Raw genomic sequence first — 15354 nt, 5'->3', positions numbered from 1 at the left:
GCGAACCTGGAGCTGCCTCGTGACGCACAGCCCTCCGGCCGCGGACTCCTCCCCCGCCGCTCTGATCCAGACGATCGCCGTGGCGATCCGCCGCGAACGCGAACGCGCCGGACTGACCCTCACCGAACTGGCCCGCCGCGCCGGACTGGCCAAGTCCACCCTCTCCCAACTGGAGTCGGGCTCGGGCAACCCCAGTGTGGAGACGCTGTGGGCGCTGGGCATGGCGCTCGGGGTGCCCTTCAGCCGCCTGGTCGAGCCGGCCCGCCCCCGCACCCGTCTCATCCGCGCGGGCGAGGGCCCCGCCACCCGCTCCCAGGAGGCGGACTACACCGCCACCCTGCTGGCCTCCTGCCCGCCCGGAGCGCGCCGCGACCTCTACCGCATCACCGCGGAGCCCGGAGCCTCCCTCGACTCCCGCCCCCACCAGCAGGGCACCGTCGAGCACGTCGTCCTCAGCGCCGGGCGCGCCCTGGCCGGCCCCCTGGACTCCCCCGTCGAGCTCCACCCGGGCGACTACCTCACCTACCCCGGCGACGCCCCCCACACCTTCGCCGCCCTCACCCCCGGCACCGCCGCGGTCTTCGCCATGGAACAACCCTGAGCGAACGGCGGCGCCCAGAGCCCCGGCGCCCCGCTCCCGCAAGCCCCCACGGCCGCCACAGGCACGCGGCGCCGCCGTACTCGGGGTTGAGGAACCTGCAGGCAGCCGTTATCGCCGAGAATGATCATGATGTGTTGTCGCGGTGATGGCAGGTTTTGCACCGACTTGGATGCTTTGGGTTACTTGTTGGTGGGCTGGCCGTAGTTTTCGGTGCCGTTGAGCGGCTGCACGCGACGGTGGCCGGCCAGGTGCGGCGTGCTGATTCGGGATTGCCGAGGCCTGCAACGTCGGCCTCACCCCGGTCATCAAGGACGGCGATGAGGCCCTGACCCGCGGCCGACTGTCGCACGTCGACCAGAACCACGTGCGCGCCGAGACCCACGCCGCGGCCAACGCGATCCTCATCGAGACCCAGCGGACGATCCCGATCGTGGCCTCATGGGGCGGCGGCTGCTCGCCTCGGTCGATGGGCTGCGGTTCGTCGTACCGGTGCAGACCATCAACGCCGGCCCCTCACCGAAGTATTTCGGCCACAAACGCGGCATCACCCTGCTCAACGCCGTCAAGGGGTGCAGCTCTGGTAAGGAGCGGTGATCGAGTGGTCTGTATCCCTCCTCGGGGCGTCACTTTCTGTGATGGCCACTGAGGGCGTGGTGGTTGATCACAACGCGATTGGGTGGTAGCTCAATGCGATGTCGATGATCTGCTCGGCCGAGGCGTCCTGGAGTTCTGCGGGTGGGTGGAAGATGAGCCCGGAGATGTTGGGATATGCCAGGTTGGCTTCGAGAAGACGTAGGTAGTAGTCGGTTTCCGGGTCAACGGCCAGAATTCTGTTGACGATCTCAACGAGTTCGTGGCGGGTGATGTCCGGGACTCGCGGGTGTGTCGGCCGTGCCGCCTCCAGCGCGAAATCGGCGAGGTCGCGGGATCCCTGGTATTCGGCGAAGTCTTGCAGGCCGTAGTGGTGGCCGGTCGATTGGTTGAAGAGCGTGATCGCTTCGTCGGTGGGTTCGCCGTGCTGGATGAGGTCGCAGATCCGTTCGATCTCACGGCTGATCGCCTGGAGTCGTTGTTCGTTCGCGGGTGGAGGGAGCAACTCCGGGCGTAGATCCATGATCTGCATTATGGAGGCAGGGACCCGGGCGAGGACCAGCGGTCGAATGGTCTGTGTTTTCCGCCTGAACGTCACGTTTTGTGATGGTTGCCGGGGGCGTAGCGGCTCCATGGTGTTCCTGCGTGGCCGGACGAGCAGATCGGGGCGTGTGAGCCGGATCTGTTGCGGGTCATGGTGCAGACCATGGCGAACGCTTTGATGTCGGCCGAGGCCGACGCCGCCTGCGGAGCCGGCTACGGCGAGCGCAGCCAGGAGCGGGTCGACTCGCGCAACGGCTACCGGGTGCGGGAGTGGGACACGCGGGCGGAAACGGTGGGGTTGGCGATCCCGAAACTGCGGTCGGGCTCCTACCTCCCCGAGTGACTGCTGGACCGCCGCCGACGGGCCGAGCAGGCCTTGGTCTCGGTGGTGGCGACCGCCTACCTGCTGAGCGTCTCGACCCGTTGGGTCGACAAGATGGACGCTGTTCGCCACCGCACTCGCCGCCCTGTCCTTTCGTCAGCGGCGCCAGAACGCTCCCGGTCGGCTCCGCTCCCGCGGTGCGATGGGCCGACAGTGGGGCTGGACCTCTATGGCCGCTCCAGGTAGGGGTCGGTGATCTCGCGGAGGCGGGTCAGGGCGTCGCGGAGCTGGTCCATGCGGCGTTTGCCGAGGTGGGCCAGCCATTCGGCCTCGGTCTCGGCCTCGGCCCGGCGGGCCACGGGGTGGAGGGCGCGGGCGCGCTCGGTCAGGCGGACCAGGCGGGCGCGGGCGTCGGTCGGGTCGGGCGCGCGTTCCACGTAGCCGGTGCGCTCCAGCTGGTCGACCAGGTAGCCGGCGGTCTGCTTGGTCACCTGGGCGGACTCGGCCAGCGCGCTGAGGCGGGAGCCGTCTTCGTCGATGCGCTGCAGGAGCTTCATCTGCGCCCGGGTGATCTCGTGTCCGGCCGCGTCCAGGGCGGCGAAGACGCGCTCCTCCATGGCTCGGTAGGGGATGAAGAGCAGGACTCCGATGCTGGGCTCCTCGGGCACGGCACTCCTTGACGTTAGTCAGAGACTCTGATTAATTTAGACAGAGAGGCTGATTAAATCGGTCAGGGAATCGTACCAACTCGTCAGGGCGGAGCGGCATGGACGGGGCAGCGGTCTGGCAGATCATCGATGAGGAGCGGGCCGGTCTGGCCGACCTGCTCGAAGGGCTGGACGAGGAGCAGTGGGCCGTCCCCTCGCTGTGCGAAGGATGGACGGTGCGGGAGGTGGCCGCCCATCTGAGCATCGGACCGCGGATGCCCCTGAGAACCCTCCTGGTCGAGGCCGCCCGCGCCGGCGGCCGCTTCAACCGGCTGGTCGACAACACCGCACGGCGCAAGGCGGAGCTCCCCCGGGAGGAACTCGTCGCGGAACTGAGGGCGGCAGTGGGGACGAGGCGGCTGGCGCCGGGCCAGAAGCTCGCCGACGCCCTGATGGACGTCCTCGTGCACGGGCAGGATCTCGCGATCCCGCTGGGCGTCGAGCGGGCCATGCCGCTGGAGGCGGCGCGTGTCTCGGCCGAACACACCTGGCGGATGGGGTTCCCGTTCCACGCCCGCAGGAGGCTGCGCGGCTTCCGGCTGACGGCCACGGACGTCGACTGGTCGGCGGGAGAGGGGATCGAGATACAGGGGCCGATCTCCGCTCTCCTGCTGCTGGTCTCCGGCCGCCACGCCGCTCTGCCCAGGCTCGCCGGTCCGGGAACCGACGTCCTCCATCACGCAGCCCACAACCCATGACCGAGCACAGCCGTGCATGCCGATCGAATGCCGGACAGCCCGGGCAAATACCTATCTGGAGGGAACATGCATATCGTTAAGGGCTCACTTGCGGCGGCGCTCAGCATAAGACGCATGCCCAGGACCTCTCGGCTGTGGCTCGTGTTGCTCGTGGCCGTCGCGGCGTGCAACAGCGGCGCGGTCGAAGCGCCGTCCGACGACCCCCCACCGCCCGGCACCCAGCAGCACAACAACAATGATGACGACGACGGCGGGCAGAGCTACTCGCCCTTCGATCTCCCGGTGGGCGACACCTCGACCGTCCCCGGCCCAAGCAGGGTCTACGATCTGCTGCAGGTGAAGGACTGCGGTAGCGCCCGCGACTCTCTGAACGCAGATCAGAACGATCCCCTCCCAGCCATCAAGCCCGACCAGGCACGGCTGCTCCGAGTCGGCATCGCGCTGTGCTCCGCTGACTACGCGACCGCCCTCAAACTGTTCCCCGGCGTCATCCAGCCACCCACGGGATACATGTGCGAGCTGTACCGCGCTGCCGCGCATGTCCTGGAGCACAAGCCCAGATCGGCCTACGGCACCTGCCCTCCGAACCCTCCCGAAGACCCCGATCCGGTGGAGTCTGAAACCGTCCCGGCCGAGACCGAGACTCCCGCACCGGAGACGACCGCGCCGGAACCTGTGGAGACGCCGGAGGTTCCGGTGGAGACGTCGGCGGGATGAATGAGGAGCCCGAGGCCGCCGGGCCGCCGGCGCTGCGGTGGCTGGGCGCGATCGTCGCCAACGCGACGGTCATCACCGCGCTGCTCGTGTACTTCGGCTGGCAGCGCAGCGAGGTGATGGCCAAACGGCTCGGGATCGACGAGAGCGTTCTCGGGATGTCGACGCGCGAGTACGTGCTGCGCAGCGTCGGGCCGGTTCTGGTGCTGCTGCTGGTGATCAGCGTCGCGGGGTTCGGCTGGCTGGCGCTGGACCGGTGGCTGACCGGCGCGCTGGAGACGCCCGGCCGCACGACGCGGATCGTGCTGCTCCTGCTGTCGCTGGCCTGGCTGGTGCTTCCGCTGCTGGCCTGGCTGCTCGGCTACGTCCCGGCACTGCGGGCACAGGTCTTCATCGCGTTCCCGTTCACGCTCGGCGCCGGGGTGCTGCTGGCGTTCTACGCCTCTCGGCTGCGCGCCGACCCCGAGGCCCCGAACCCGCGTGACCCGATGCTGAAAGGGTTCGTCACGGTGATCGTGGCGGTGTCGTTGTTCACCGGGACCTCGAACTACGCGACGGTCCTCGGCACCCGGCTCGCCGACGGCGTCACGCCGGGGTCGCTGACCCGGGTGGCGATCTACTCGCCGACCCGGCTGCACCTGGGCGCGCCCGGCGTCGTGGAGACGCCGCTGCCGCCACCCGACCCCAAGACGAAGCAGGACACACCATTCCTGTTCCGCTACACCGGGCTCCGCCTGCTGGACCATGTCGGCGGCCAGTACTTCCTGATCTCCGACGCCTGGACTCGCCGGACGAGCACCGTCATGCCGATCTCGGACAAGTCCCCGGCCCGCTTCGAGTTCTCGCAGCGCTGACTGACCCGTCAGGTACCTTCCTGAAGGTCTCGCCGCCCCGCGGAGCAATGTTCCAGCTCAGCTCCTCGACGCTCACTCAGAACGCATTCCCCCGGAGGCGACAGGGCATCCGCTCCTCGCGGCGGCCTCGCCTGCGCCCGACTTTCACCGGACGAGGAATCTTTCATCAGACGCAAGCGCTCGACCAGCCGGGAGGAGATCCGTTCGAACGCCGCGCCCCATACGGCCTCCGCTCTGCCGCGCTCCGATGGCGCCCCTGCTCCGAGACGCCGACGTCAACCGCCCCGGAGGTATTGCGGGATGACCTTCGTTGCCTCCGGTCGCCAAGGTCGCGCCGTCCGGGCTGAACGCAACGGCCTTGACGGGACGGTCCACGCCGAGCGGATCGGCCTTCGACCGTCCTGTGGCGACGTCCCACAGGATCACGCTCTGGTCCTGGCTCCCGGTGGGGAGCGTCTCGCCGTCCGGGCCGAAGGCCGCAGGACGGGGGGCGGTGCCGGGGCTTGAACAGCGGCCGAACCGTGAGTCTCGGTCTACGGCCCGCACGGCCGCCTGGGCGCGCGTGAAGGTGCCCCGGCCGTGTAGGCCCGTGCGCCCGGCTGCGATCGCCGAGCGGCTGTGCATCGGCGTCACCACCGCCAAGACCTGTTCGACCGGCTGCCGGCCGACCTCGACGCCCGTGACCGTGTGCTGCTCGTCGTCCTCGCCCATGGGGCGGGACTGGTGGCCCCGTCCGGGTGAGGGAGGTTCAGGAGACGGCGATGCTGCCCTGGGCCGCCGCGCACAGGGTCTGCGCGCCCTGGGCGTCGACGGTGAACAGGTCGCAGCGGCAGACCACGCGGGTGCGTCCGGCGCGCACGACCCGGGCGTGGGCGCGCAGGGTCCGGCCGTCGGCGGGGCGCAGGTAGTCGATGGTGAACCCGGAGGTCAGGAGCCGGTCTCCGGCGACGGTGCCGGCGGCGAAGGTCAGGGCGTTGTCGGCCGCGTAGCCGAGCACGCCGCCGTGCAGGAACCCGTTCTGCTGGCGCAGTTCGTCGCGGATGTCCAGCTCGAGGGTCGCCCGGCCGTCGGCGAACTCCGTGATGCGGGTGCCGAGCAGCACGCTGAAGGGCTGGGCGGCCAGGATCTTCTGGGCCAGTTCCAGGTCGGGGATATCCATGTCACATCCTCACTTCATATGTGAAGTGAGGATGGCCTCCGCCGGCGGCGTCTGTCAACATCGATCCATGCCCGAGCCCGACCAGCGCCTCTTCTTCCTGCTCCAGCGCGCCGCCCACCGGTTGCGCCTGGACGCCGACCGCCGCTGCCTGGCCGCGGCCGGGGTCACCACCGCCCAGATCGGCGCGCTGTTCGCGGTCGACGAGCGGCCGGGCCTCACCCAGCGGCAGCTCGCCGGCGTCCTGGGCCTGCGCGAGTCGGCGGTCACCGCCCTCGTCGCCCGCCTGGCCGCCGCCGGCCTGCTCGCCCGCGGAGCCCATCCCAGCGAGCACCGGGCCGTGGTCCTGGAGCTGACCGACACCGGGCGGGAAGCCCTGTGCGCCGCCCGGCCGGAGATCGACCGCTTCAACGCCGAACTGCACGCCCGCCTCGGAGAGCGGGGCTTCGCCCAGACCCTCACGGCCCTGCACGCCCTCGCCTACGACGACGTCTGAAGAACACGAGCCCCCGACGTAACAGAGCAGACATTTCGTCTTTTCTGCCTCATCCGTGGCCCTAAGATTTTGCGCCGGGGGTGATTTCCGTGGGAACACACGCACGTCGGCGGCCCGTCACCGTGAAAGCCGTGGGCGCGGTCGCGGTCCTGGCCGCGGTCGGCCTGTCGGTGGCGCTGCTGGGCTCCGACGGCGAATCCGGCGCGCCCGACGGCGACGCGGTCCGCACCCTGGCGCCCGCGACGACCTCCGCCTCCCCCGAGGAATCCCCCAGCACGGAGCTCTCCGCCAAGGTCGTCACCACGCCGCCCGCGCCGTCCACCGCTCCGGCGAGCCCCGCGCCCGTCCGGGACAAGACGGCCGCCACGGCGACCCCGGCCGCCGCCCCCGCCAAGCCCGCACCGGCCGCCGGCGTCGTTCCCGGCGTCGTCGGCCTGAGCGTCGAGCAGGCCGCCGTGAAACTCGCCGCCGCCGGCTACGGCCATCAGGTGATCTGCCAGGAAGGCACCCCCACCGGCCGGGTCGCCTCGCAGCAGCCGGCCGCCGGGCAGAAGTGGTCCCCGGGCGGACGGGTCGCCCTGTTCGTCCCGCAGAAGCGCTGCCGGACCGGCCGCCCCGACAAGCCCTGGAACAACCACTGACCACTTGTCACCGCCCTCGGTTACATTCCTTTCATGCGCCCCACCCGGCTCGTTCCCCTGACCGTCGAGGACTCCACGACCCGCTACGCCGACCTCATCCGGGCCAAGACCACCACCGGGCAGCTGTCGCCGGGCACCGCCGAGATCTACGTCCGCGACGTCCTGACGTTCTGCGGGCTGGCGGGCCCGCACCGCGTGCTGGACGAGCTGACGGGCGAGGACCTCGACGAGGTCCTGCTGGCCTTCGCCGGCAAACCCGACGGGCGCCGCCGCACCCCCACCTCCGCCCCGCAGAGCGCGGCCTCCCAGGCGCGTTTCCGCCGCTCCCTGACCGCGTTCTTCCGCCACGCCGTCCTGGCCGGGTGGGTGCAGCTCGACCCGATGCCGACCGCCACCGTCCACGCCCGCGAGCGCGGCGGGCTGCGCACCGAGCGCCGCGCCCTGACCCGCGAGCAGGCCGGCGGCCTCATCACCGCCGCCCGCTCCCTGGCCGACGCCCCACCGGACTCCGCCCGCCGCGACGACCAGCGCACCGAGCTGCGCGACGCCCTCGTCGTGGTCATGCTCGCCACCCTCGGCCCCCGCGTGTCGGAACTGGTCGGCGCGGACCTGGAGCACTTCTTCACCAGCGACGGCGTCCGCTACTGGCGGATCCTCGGCAAGGGCGGCCGCACCCGGGACCTGCCGCTGCCCGCACCGGTCGCCGCGCTCCTGGACGCCTATCTCGCCGAAGGCCGCCCCCGCCTGGACCGGGGCCGGGAGGAACGCGCGCTGCTGCTGTCCTGGCGCGGCCGGCGCCTGGCCCGCGGCGACGTCCAGCCCGTCATCGACCGCGTCCTGAGCCGCGTCTCCCCTGCCGAGCGCCGCGCCGTCACCCCCCACGGCCTGCGCCACACCACCGCCACCCACCTGCTGGCCGCGGCCACCGACCTGGACGCGGTCCGCCGCGTCCTGGGCCACTCCGACCTGTCCACCCTCACCCGCTACCGCGACGCCCTGCCCGGCGAGCTGGAGGCCGCCATGCGCGTCCACCCCCTCCTGCCGCCCTGAGACCCCCGGGCCGCCGCTCCCGGGCAGGCCTCCGGCGGCCGGAGCCACCGCGGGTGACGGCCGTCCGCCCGGAGCCCGAGCCTGCTCAGCCGGTGAAGGCCTCGATGAGGGACCACACCGCCAGGCCCGCCATGCACAGCCCGCCGATCCGCTGGACGGTCTTCAAGGGGACGCGCTGGACGATGAGCTGACCGGCCAGCAGGGCCAGCGCGGAGACGGACATGAGCGCGGCGGCCGAACCGATCGCGGTGGACAGCAGCCCGTTGGACGCGGAGAGGTTCGCGGTGGTGATCTGGGTGAGGTCGCCCCATTCGCTGATGAACACGGCGGTGAACGCGGTGGAGTACACGGGCCAGAAGCCGGTGATGGCCCTGCCGCCGCCCTCCTCGCCGTCGTCGTCCCCGCCGCGCAGCAGCATGAACGCGCCGAAGGCGAAGAGCGAGGCGGAGAGGAGTTTGACCGCCGTGTTCGGCAGCAGGCCGATCAGCCCGCCGACGCCGACGGCGATGGCGACGTGCGCGAGGAACGCGGTGGAGGCCCCGAGCCACACGTACAGGGGCCGCATGCGCGTGCCCATGGCCAGGGAGGCGAACATCGTCTTGTCGGGGAGTTCGGCGAGGAAGATCAGCCCGAAGGCCGTGATGATCGCCAGGGGGTCGAGGGACATGCCGGGTGGCTCTCTGCTCGGGCCGGGCCCGCAGATCCACGAAGTCGCCCGTTTCACCGGACAGGACCGCTCGGCCCGGCATGACGGACGGCACCCGCACCCGGGCGCCGTTCATGCCTTGGCCGAAGGTCTCGTCCGCCGCGCACCCCGTTCAGGGCCGCGACCCGGCGACCGGGACATCCGAAGACGTCCAGTATGTCGATCAACCGGCAGGGCGGGACTACTCCCCTTCGCTTCCGCAAGGCTACCCCATGGGCCCGCCGAGGCCACACCGAGAACCCCTCACAGGTAGTGCCTCAGCCTCAGCTCCCGCGGGTAGGGATCCAGATACGTCTGGCCCGCCACATACGGCAGCTCCCGGCTCACGGCATGGTGGCGCAGCAGCGCCACCGGCAGGCTCAACGGCACCAGCCCCGCCTCGAACGCGCTGATCGTCTCCAGCAGGTCGAGGCGGCACGGCCGGTTCAGCCGGGCCGACAGCAGGCCGAACACGTGCTGCAACGCGTCGACGTGCCGCCCCCGGGAAGGGCGGACGGCCAGCGCCCGCGCGAACACCCGCCGGTACTGCCGGGCTGTCTCCTCCCGGGAGGCGCCCGCCCGCGCCACGATCCCGCCGCTCTCCCGGCACCCCTGCGGATCATGCGCCATGATCTGCAGCTCGTGGCGGCTGTGGAAGGCCACCAGGTCGCCCGCGCTCCACCCGCCCGACAACAGCCCCCGCAACCGGGCGTGGGCGAACAGCCGCTCCACGAAGTGCTCACGCAGCCCCGGATCGTTCAGCCGCCCGTCCTCCTCCACCGGAAGATCAGGGCAGGCGGCCGTCAGGGCCGCGGTGAACGCCCCCCGCCCCCGATGATCCACGGGCTGGCCGTCGGTGCGCTCCCCGGGCAGGCCCGCGCTGTAGCGCGGCACCCCGAACAGCCCGCACGAAGGCGACCGGGCCTTGACCACGAACCCGTCCAGCTCCCCCCACCCCGGTGACGACCGCTCGGCCAGCTCCGCCACCGCCCGGGAGTGGTCGGCCGGGCCGTCCTTGGCGACCAGTCGCCCGTCGCTGAGCAGCCGCACCATCGGCCGCGGCACTCCCAGCCCGATCTCCGCCTCGGGGCAGGTCTGCGCCCACTGCACGTACTCCGCCAGCTCGTCGGTGAGGAACCGGCACCGGCTGTGCCCGCCGTTGTAGCGCACGGGGCTGCCCAGCAGGCACCCCGAGACCCCCACCCGCGGCCGAACCTCCACCATCGCTCCCCCCTCCAGCCTTCATAGCCCCGGCCCGGGCGCACCTCCACCAACAGACTCCAAAAACGAGCGCGCTCCCCGGCACGCCGGCCCGAACGGCCACTACGGTGAGCGCCGGAAGGGGGGATGGCGCCTGAACACCTCGATCATGCTCTTCACCCGCGACCTGCGGGTCCACGACAACCCGGCCCTGCACGCCGCCCTCACCGCCGCCGAGCGGACCGTCCCGCTGTTCGTCTGGGACGAGTCGATCCTCGCCGGGCCGATGGCCGTGCCCAACCGGCTGCGCTTCCTGGCCGACAGCCTCACCGATCTGCGCCGCGCCCTGCGCGCCCTGGGCGGCGACCTCCTCATCCGCCGCGGCGACCCCGCCGCCGAGGCGGGCCGGATCGCCCGCCTCACCGGCGCGCGCTCCCTCTTCCTGGCCGACGACCACTCCGCCCTGGCCCGCCGCCGCCTGGCCGCACTACGGGAACTGCCCCTGCGGGTCACGGCCCTGCCCGGCCTGACCGTCATACCCCCCGGAGACCTCACCCCTTCCTCGGGCGGCGACCTCTACCGGGTCTTCACCCCGTACTGGAAGGCCTGGAGCGCCGCGCGGCCGCGTCCCCTCCTGCCGCCGCCCGGCCGGATCGTCCTGCCCCCGGACCTCGATCCCGGCGCGCCGCCCGAACCGTCCTTCGCGGGCTGCTCACCGGCGCTCCTGCCCGGCGGGGAGAGCCAGGGGCGCCGCCGCCTGGAGGCCTGGGCCGCCGGCGGGCTGGCCGACTACGCGACCGAACGCGACCTGCTCGCCCATGACGGGACCTCCCGCCTCAGCGCCCACCTGCGCTTCGGCACCCTCTCCCCGCGGGAGGTCCTGCACGCCACCGCCGCCTGCGAGCCCTTCACCCGCCAGCTCGCCTGGCGCGACTTCCACTACCAGCTCGCCGCCGCCTTCCCCGACCTGGCCTGGCGCGACTACCGCCCCGCCAGGGCCGGGTTCGGTGACGACCCCGACGCGCTGGAGGCGTGGCGCGGCGCCGCGACCGGCCTGCCCATCATCGACGCCGCCCTGCGCCAGCTCCACCACGAGGGGTTCATGCACAACCGCGCCCGCATGATCACCGCGTCATTCCTCACCCGCACCCTGCGCCTGGACTGGCGCCACGGCTACCGCCACTTCCGCCACTGGCTCGCCGACGGCGACATCCCCAACAACGCCGCCAACTGGCAGCGCCTGGCCGGGACGGGCAACGACCCGCGCCCCCGCACCCTCAACCCCCTGCGCCAGGCCGCCCGCTTCGACCCCGACGGCTCCTACACGCGCCGCTGGCTGCCCGAGCTGCGGGCGCTGCGGGGCCCGGCCGTCCACCGGCCGTGGGAGGCCGAGCCCTCCCTGCGCCGCGTCCTGCGCTACCCGCCGCCCCTGATCGACCCCGACTCCCTGGGCCGGCGCGGCCTTTGACGGGGTTCAGCCGGCGTACCCCGGTGTCATGACGGTGGCCAGCGACAGGTGCACCGCCGCCTCCTCGTCCCGTCCGCGCCGCTGCAGGGTGCGGCCGAGCAGATAGCGGGCGTAGGAGTCGTCCGGCGACCGGGCCACCAGGTCCTGCAGGGCCTCGGTCGCCCGGCCGAGCTGCGCCGAGGCGTAGTAGGCGCGGGCCGCGAGCATCCGGACGCCCCGGTCGGTGCCGTGGTCCTCCAGCAGGGGGCGCAGCAGCACCAGGGCCCCCAGCGGGTCCCGCTGGTCCAGCAGCGACTCGGCGTGCCGCAGCCGCTCGACCTCCTCGGGCAGCCGCCGGTGCTCCTGCCGCGCGGCGTGGCGGATGAACTCCCCGATCGTCTCCGGCGGCTGCGCTCCCGCCAGGGCCCTGCCGTGCACCACGATCGTGGGCGAGGTCCTGACCCCCATGGCCTTGCCGGTGAGCACCAGCTCCCGCACCAGGCCGCCACCGGCGCCCTCGGCCAGCAGGTGCTCCCCCGCGGTGAATCCCGCCTCGCCCGCGAGGCGTCCCAGCACGTCCGTGGAACTGATGTCGAGCGCGTCGATGAAGTGGGCCTTGAGGATCGCCTCGACGACGGCGTCCTGCAGCCGCGACCCGTCCTCCTGGAACGCCAGGGCGATCAGCCGGTGGGCGGCGTGGCTGTCGGCCCGCCACGCCGCGCCCCACCGCGGCCCCAGGCCCTCCTCCGCGGCGATCAGCGCGACCCGGGAGCGGTTGTCCTCCGGTGAGAGCCCAGGAGCGCAGGCGGCGAGCGCCTCGCCGGCCACCGGGTCCGACAGGGCCTCCGTCAGCGGGACGGCCTGCGCCGGGGCGGACGGGTCGATGCGGAAGGGCCGCCACACCACCTCGGCCCGCTCGCCCGGCTCGCGGGACAGGGCGCGCTCCAGGCGCCGCTTGCCGATGTAGGCCCACGGGCAGACCACGTCCGCCCAGATCTCGATACGCATGACCGCACATTAAGCGACAGCCGTCGCTTAAGCAACACATGTCATTTAAGCGACGGCTGTCGTAGAGTTCTGCCGTGAACCCGGACGACCCCCGCGCACAGCGCACCCGCACCCGCCTACGCGCCGCGATCCTCCACCTCGCCGCCCGCCGCGACCCCGCCGCCCTCACCATGGCCGCCGTCGCCCGCCAGGCCGAGGTCAACCGCGCCACCGTCTACCAGCACTACCCCGACCTCGACAGCCTCCTCACCGACGCCATGGAGGACGCCGTCACCCACCTCGCCCACGCCGCCGCCCTGTGCCCCCTGGACGCCCCCCGCGACCACGCCCCCGCGCCCCTGCTCGACCTCTTCGGCCACGTCGCCGCCAACGCCGCCCTCTACCAGCGCATGCTCGGCACCCAGGGCAGCGCCCGCTTCATCACCCGCATCCGCCACGGCGTCACCACCGCCCTCACCGACCGCTTCACCCAGGGCCACCGCCCGCCCTGCCCCCCCGGCGTCCCCGTCGACGTCCACGCCGCCTACCTCGCCGGAGCCCTCACCGGCGTCATCGCCCACTGGCTCACCGAACGCCCCGCCGACCCCCCGCACGACATCGCCCTGGCCTTCTGGCGCCTCTTCCGCCCGGCCGGCGCCCCCGCCACGAACACCCCGCCGTGACCGGCCGCGGGTGACGGCGCCCAGAAGCCGCAGGGCGCGCCGAGACGACTCCGCTCCCGAACGCGCACTCAAGGGTCGCCGCCCTGGTAAGGCCCGGTGATCGGGTGGTCTGTGTTCTCCGCCGGGCGTCACTGTCTGTGATGTTCGCCGGGTGCGTAGGGGCTCCAGGGTGCGCCGGCGTCAGCGGCGGTGCGGGTGGTCTGCTGGTCGGTGGAGCCGAGCATGCGGGCGATGACCGGGGCTGGTGCTTGGGGGACGAGGTAGCGGAGGGCGGATGTTCGTCTGGTTGCCCGACGAAAACCGAGGCTACCTGCGGTCGGACCAGACGCTTGAGACGAGGAGAACGCAGGCGACCCCGGCCACACCGCCGATGCCGAGCATGATCCAGCCCATTCGGCGGTTCTCCGAGGCCTGCTCGCCGGCGTTCCGGGTGGTTATCTCGCCGTTCACGGTGGTTGAGCACGTATCGTCGGCCGTCATGGTCTTGCCCGCGCAGCTGCCGCCGGATCGGATCTCGCTGAAGCCGAACAGCCCGAACCCGAGCGCCACCAACAGGAGGATTCCGGCACATCCCCAGCCCCCGGCAGAAGAGTCCTGCGATGCCATGCAAAGTCCTTCACGTCTAGTTGGTCACGCTTCGAGCATCATATAGACATTATCGTCTATGTGCGGCCGGTGCATTTCAGATGGGAGTAGTTCTCCGCTTAAGGACTGGGTGCTGCTAAGGATCGACACACCAGGGGCGAAGTGGATGAGGATGCTCAGGGCAGCTCGTTCCACATCCTTGGAACTGGAGCAGCCCTGCAAGCCTCCCGCTTGAATCGAGGTCGCCGAAGGAGTCTTCGGCCCCGACGCTCGCGGGCTGGGCTGTCTCCGCCACGGCAACCGCGATCCACGCGACGTCGTACGGCCTTCCGTCGTGCAACTCCACAGGCGCGACCGCCGTAACGGCCTACCGGCGTCCTGGTTCGAGCTGACGCCTGGGGTTCTGCGAGGAGCTCTGCGAACGCGAGCTGCGCGTTCAGGGCCGCGGGGTCCAGGATGATGCCTGGCCTTGTCGGTGAGATCTCACCTTCATGGCCAGGCCGTCGGCTCATCGGAGCAGGAACTCGAGGGTGATCCGCTCGAATGCCTGTTTAGCCTCGACCATCACCCAGTGCCCGCAATTGGGGAAAATGTGCAGCTCGGCATGAGGGATCAGTCGCATCGGGAGCAGCGGCATGTCCGGTGGGCACTGTCGGTCGTCGCGGCCCCATGTCAGCAGGGTCGGGCACTGCACTTTGCCCAGCATCGACCAGTACGGCGGCGCGCCGGAAGCGGCCATGGCCTGCTGCTGGGCCGCGAACGCTGCGGAGCCGTACATTGCGGCCAGGGTCTTGTGCGACTCGGGGTCGTTGGCCGCCTGCCAGCGTTCCTTGATGCGCTCCTCGGTGATCATGTCGCGGTCGTAGACCATGCACTCGAGCCAGCGGACCAGCTTGTCGCGGCTGGGCCCGTCCGCGAACTCCTGCAGCAGGCGTGTGCCCTCGCTCGGATGCTGGCTGAAGATGTTCGGTCCCACGCCGCCGATGGTGACGAGCTTGCCCACTCGCTCGGGATGCTTGATGGCCACGTTGATGCCGACGACTCCGCCCATCGAATTGCCGATCATCGCGGCCGATCCGATTCCGAGGGCGTCCATGAAGCGGACCACCGACGATGCGGCCGTCGGCACAGGGTGCCCGTCGACGGGGTCGCTCACTCCGAAGCCGGGGAATTCAAGGATGTAGCAGTGAAAGTGCTCGGCGAAGACGTCCAGGTTTCCCCGGTAGTTCCGCCAGCCGCTGACCCCGATGCCCGAGCCGTGCAGAAGCAGGAGCGGTGGCCCTTCGCCCGCCTCGTGATAGCGCAGCACGCCCTTGTCGGTGGCGATTTGCCTCTTCGTCCCCTCGTAAGACACATCCATCCCGCCATGCTAGAACACGTTATAATTTTCAGCG

At 71.4% G+C, this 15354-nt stretch carries 18 protein-coding genes and 2 pseudogenes; 12 read left to right on the top strand and 8 right to left on the bottom strand.

Going from position 1 to position 15354, the window contains the following annotated elements; translation table 11 throughout:
- Window positions 1-19: 19 nt before the first annotated feature.
- Both ABGB12_RS11530 and ABGB12_RS11525 read left to right on the top strand, forming a co-directional pair.
- On the top strand, window positions 20-601 hold the full coding sequence (locus tag ABGB12_RS11530; protein WP_347676816.1) for an XRE family transcriptional regulator: 582 nt from the start codon (window positions 20-22) through the stop codon (window positions 599-601).
- A 268-nt stretch (window positions 602-869) separates the two neighbouring features.
- A pseudogene (locus ABGB12_RS11525) lies at window positions 870-1183 on the top strand (Tn3 family transposase); the annotation flags it as partial.
- A gap of 79 nt (window positions 1184-1262) precedes the next feature.
- Here the strand turns inward: ABGB12_RS11525 and ABGB12_RS11520 are convergent.
- Window positions 1263-1715: a hypothetical protein gene (locus tag ABGB12_RS11520; protein WP_347676814.1), complete on the bottom strand. Its 453-nt coding sequence runs from the start codon at window positions 1713-1715 to the stop codon at window positions 1263-1265.
- A 138-nt stretch (window positions 1716-1853) separates the two neighbouring features.
- Between ABGB12_RS11520 and ABGB12_RS11515 the strand changes: the two are divergent.
- A pseudogene (locus ABGB12_RS11515) lies at window positions 1854-2174 on the top strand (transposase); the annotation flags it as partial.
- A gap of 110 nt (window positions 2175-2284) precedes the next feature.
- Here the strand turns inward: ABGB12_RS11515 and ABGB12_RS11510 are convergent.
- On the bottom strand, window positions 2285-2725 hold the full coding sequence (locus ABGB12_RS11510) for a MarR family transcriptional regulator (protein WP_347676812.1): 441 nt from the start codon (window positions 2723-2725) through the stop codon (window positions 2285-2287).
- Window positions 2726-2823: 98 nt separating this feature from the next.
- Here ABGB12_RS11510 and ABGB12_RS11505 point away from each other — a divergent pair, with 98 nt between their 5' ends.
- The 4 genes from ABGB12_RS11505 to ABGB12_RS11490 all read left to right on the top strand — a co-directional run bounded on the left by ABGB12_RS11505 (window position 2824) and on the right by ABGB12_RS11490 (window position 5771).
- Complete coding sequence (locus ABGB12_RS11505; protein WP_347676810.1) at window positions 2824-3462, top strand: maleylpyruvate isomerase family mycothiol-dependent enzyme; 639 nt, start codon at window positions 2824-2826, stop codon at window positions 3460-3462.
- A 114-nt stretch (window positions 3463-3576) separates the two neighbouring features.
- Window positions 3577-4179 (top strand): hypothetical protein, encoded by a 603-nt coding sequence (locus tag ABGB12_RS11500; protein WP_347676808.1) that lies wholly within the window; start codon window positions 3577-3579, stop codon window positions 4177-4179.
- Window positions 4176-5030 (top strand): hypothetical protein, encoded by an 855-nt coding sequence (locus ABGB12_RS11495; RefSeq protein WP_347676806.1) that lies wholly within the window; start codon window positions 4176-4178, stop codon window positions 5028-5030. Before ABGB12_RS11500 ends, ABGB12_RS11495 begins: the two co-directional genes overlap by 4 nt.
- A gap of 618 nt (window positions 5031-5648) precedes the next feature.
- Window positions 5649-5771, top strand: coding sequence for a hypothetical protein (locus ABGB12_RS11490; protein ID WP_347676804.1), 123 nt, complete (start codon window positions 5649-5651; stop codon window positions 5769-5771).
- Between the two features lie 7 nt (window positions 5772-5778).
- Here the strand turns inward: ABGB12_RS11490 and ABGB12_RS11485 are convergent, their stop codons facing one another.
- Window positions 5779-6189 carry a PaaI family thioesterase gene (locus tag ABGB12_RS11485; protein WP_347676802.1) on the bottom strand — a complete coding sequence of 137 codons (411 nt, stop codon included), beginning with the start codon at window positions 6187-6189 and terminating at the stop codon, window positions 5779-5781.
- A 67-nt stretch (window positions 6190-6256) separates the two neighbouring features.
- Between ABGB12_RS11485 and ABGB12_RS11480 the strand changes: the two genes are divergently transcribed.
- From ABGB12_RS11480 to ABGB12_RS11470, 3 genes are all read left to right on the top strand, one after another.
- Window positions 6257-6682, top strand: a complete 426-nt coding sequence (locus tag ABGB12_RS11480; RefSeq protein ID WP_347676800.1) for a MarR family winged helix-turn-helix transcriptional regulator — start codon at window positions 6257-6259, stop codon at window positions 6680-6682.
- An 89-nt stretch (window positions 6683-6771) separates the two neighbouring features.
- A complete protein-coding gene (locus ABGB12_RS11475) occupies window positions 6772-7323 on the top strand; it encodes a PASTA domain-containing protein (RefSeq protein WP_347676798.1) in 552 nt (183 codons plus the stop codon).
- A gap of 33 nt (window positions 7324-7356) precedes the next feature.
- Complete coding sequence (locus tag ABGB12_RS11470) at window positions 7357-8373, top strand: tyrosine-type recombinase/integrase (protein ID WP_347676796.1); 1017 nt, start codon at window positions 7357-7359, stop codon at window positions 8371-8373.
- 85 nt (window positions 8374-8458) lie between these two features.
- Here ABGB12_RS11470 and ABGB12_RS11465 read toward each other — a convergent pair whose 3' ends face one another.
- Window positions 8459-9040, bottom strand: coding sequence for a TMEM165/GDT1 family protein (locus ABGB12_RS11465; RefSeq protein ID WP_347676794.1), 582 nt, complete (start codon window positions 9038-9040; stop codon window positions 8459-8461).
- 282 nt (window positions 9041-9322) lie between these two features.
- The gene (locus tag ABGB12_RS11460; RefSeq protein ID WP_347676792.1) at window positions 9323-10282 is read right to left on the bottom strand and encodes a DUF523 and DUF1722 domain-containing protein; all 960 of its coding nucleotides are present in this window, start codon (window positions 10280-10282) and stop codon (window positions 9323-9325) included.
- A gap of 145 nt (window positions 10283-10427) precedes the next feature.
- Here ABGB12_RS11460 and ABGB12_RS11455 point away from each other — a divergent pair, with 145 nt between their 5' ends.
- Entirely contained in the window at window positions 10428-11726 is a 1299-nt protein-coding gene (locus ABGB12_RS11455; protein ID WP_347676790.1) for a deoxyribodipyrimidine photo-lyase, read from the top strand.
- 6 nt (window positions 11727-11732) lie between these two features.
- Here ABGB12_RS11455 and ABGB12_RS11450 read toward each other — a convergent pair whose 3' ends face one another.
- Window positions 11733-12713 carry a DsbA family protein gene (locus tag ABGB12_RS11450; protein WP_347676788.1) on the bottom strand — a complete coding sequence of 327 codons (981 nt, stop codon included), beginning with the start codon at window positions 12711-12713 and terminating at the stop codon, window positions 11733-11735.
- Window positions 12714-12787: 74 nt separating this feature from the next.
- On the opposite strand from ABGB12_RS11450, the gene ABGB12_RS11445 reads away from it, so the two are divergent.
- Complete coding sequence (locus ABGB12_RS11445) at window positions 12788-13375, top strand: TetR/AcrR family transcriptional regulator (protein WP_347676786.1); 588 nt, start codon at window positions 12788-12790, stop codon at window positions 13373-13375.
- Between the two features lie 306 nt (window positions 13376-13681).
- Here the strand turns inward: ABGB12_RS11445 and ABGB12_RS11440 are convergent, their stop codons facing one another.
- Together ABGB12_RS11440 and ABGB12_RS11435 are read right to left on the bottom strand one after the other, a co-directional pair.
- Window positions 13682-13981: a hypothetical protein gene (locus tag ABGB12_RS11440; protein ID WP_347676784.1), complete on the bottom strand. Its 300-nt coding sequence runs from the start codon at window positions 13979-13981 to the stop codon at window positions 13682-13684.
- A gap of 487 nt (window positions 13982-14468) precedes the next feature.
- Window positions 14469-15320: an alpha/beta fold hydrolase gene (locus ABGB12_RS11435; protein WP_347676782.1), complete on the bottom strand. Its 852-nt coding sequence runs from the start codon at window positions 15318-15320 to the stop codon at window positions 14469-14471.
- Between the last annotated feature and the right edge of the window lie 34 nt (window positions 15321-15354).

This window comes from Actinocorallia sp. B10E7, from assembly GCF_039871655.1.
Lineage (GTDB): Bacteria > Actinomycetota > Actinomycetes > Streptosporangiales > Streptosporangiaceae > Actinocorallia.
This window is presented reverse-complemented; position numbering and strand designations above follow the sequence as displayed.

What these genes read in the sequence shown, in the direction of transcription:
- ABGB12_RS11485 (WP_347676802.1), bottom strand. Translation starts at nt 6,189, where the DNA reads ATGGATATCCCCGACCTGGAACTGGCCCAGAAGATCCTGGCCGCCCAG.
- ABGB12_RS11460 (WP_347676792.1), bottom strand. Translation starts at nt 10,282, where the DNA reads ATGGTGGAGGTTCGGCCGCGGGTGGGGGTCTCGGGGTGCCTGCTGGGC.
- ABGB12_RS11480 (WP_347676800.1), top strand. Translation starts at nt 6,257, where the DNA reads ATGCCCGAGCCCGACCAGCGCCTCTTCTTCCTGCTCCAGCGCGCCGCC.
- ABGB12_RS11470 (WP_347676796.1), top strand. Translation starts at nt 7,357, where the DNA reads ATGCGCCCCACCCGGCTCGTTCCCCTGACCGTCGAGGACTCCACGACC.
- ABGB12_RS11455 (WP_347676790.1), top strand. Translation starts at nt 10,428, where the DNA reads ATGCTCTTCACCCGCGACCTGCGGGTCCACGACAACCCGGCCCTGCAC.
- ABGB12_RS11440 (WP_347676784.1), bottom strand. Translation starts at nt 13,981, where the DNA reads ATGGCATCGCAGGACTCTTCTGCCGGGGGCTGGGGATGTGCCGGAATC.
- ABGB12_RS11505 (WP_347676810.1), top strand. Translation starts at nt 2,824, where the DNA reads ATGGACGGGGCAGCGGTCTGGCAGATCATCGATGAGGAGCGGGCCGGT.
- ABGB12_RS11435 (WP_347676782.1), bottom strand. Translation starts at nt 15,320, where the DNA reads ATGGATGTGTCTTACGAGGGGACGAAGAGGCAAATCGCCACCGACAAG.
- ABGB12_RS11500 (WP_347676808.1), top strand. Translation starts at nt 3,577, where the DNA reads ATGCCCAGGACCTCTCGGCTGTGGCTCGTGTTGCTCGTGGCCGTCGCG.
- ABGB12_RS11495 (WP_347676806.1), top strand. Translation starts at nt 4,176, where the DNA reads ATGAATGAGGAGCCCGAGGCCGCCGGGCCGCCGGCGCTGCGGTGGCTG.
- ABGB12_RS11450 (WP_347676788.1), bottom strand. Translation starts at nt 12,713, where the DNA reads ATGCGTATCGAGATCTGGGCGGACGTGGTCTGCCCGTGGGCCTACATC.
- ABGB12_RS11465 (WP_347676794.1), bottom strand. Translation starts at nt 9,040, where the DNA reads ATGTCCCTCGACCCCCTGGCGATCATCACGGCCTTCGGGCTGATCTTC.
- ABGB12_RS11520 (WP_347676814.1), bottom strand. Translation starts at nt 1,715, where the DNA reads ATGGATCTACGCCCGGAGTTGCTCCCTCCACCCGCGAACGAACAACGA.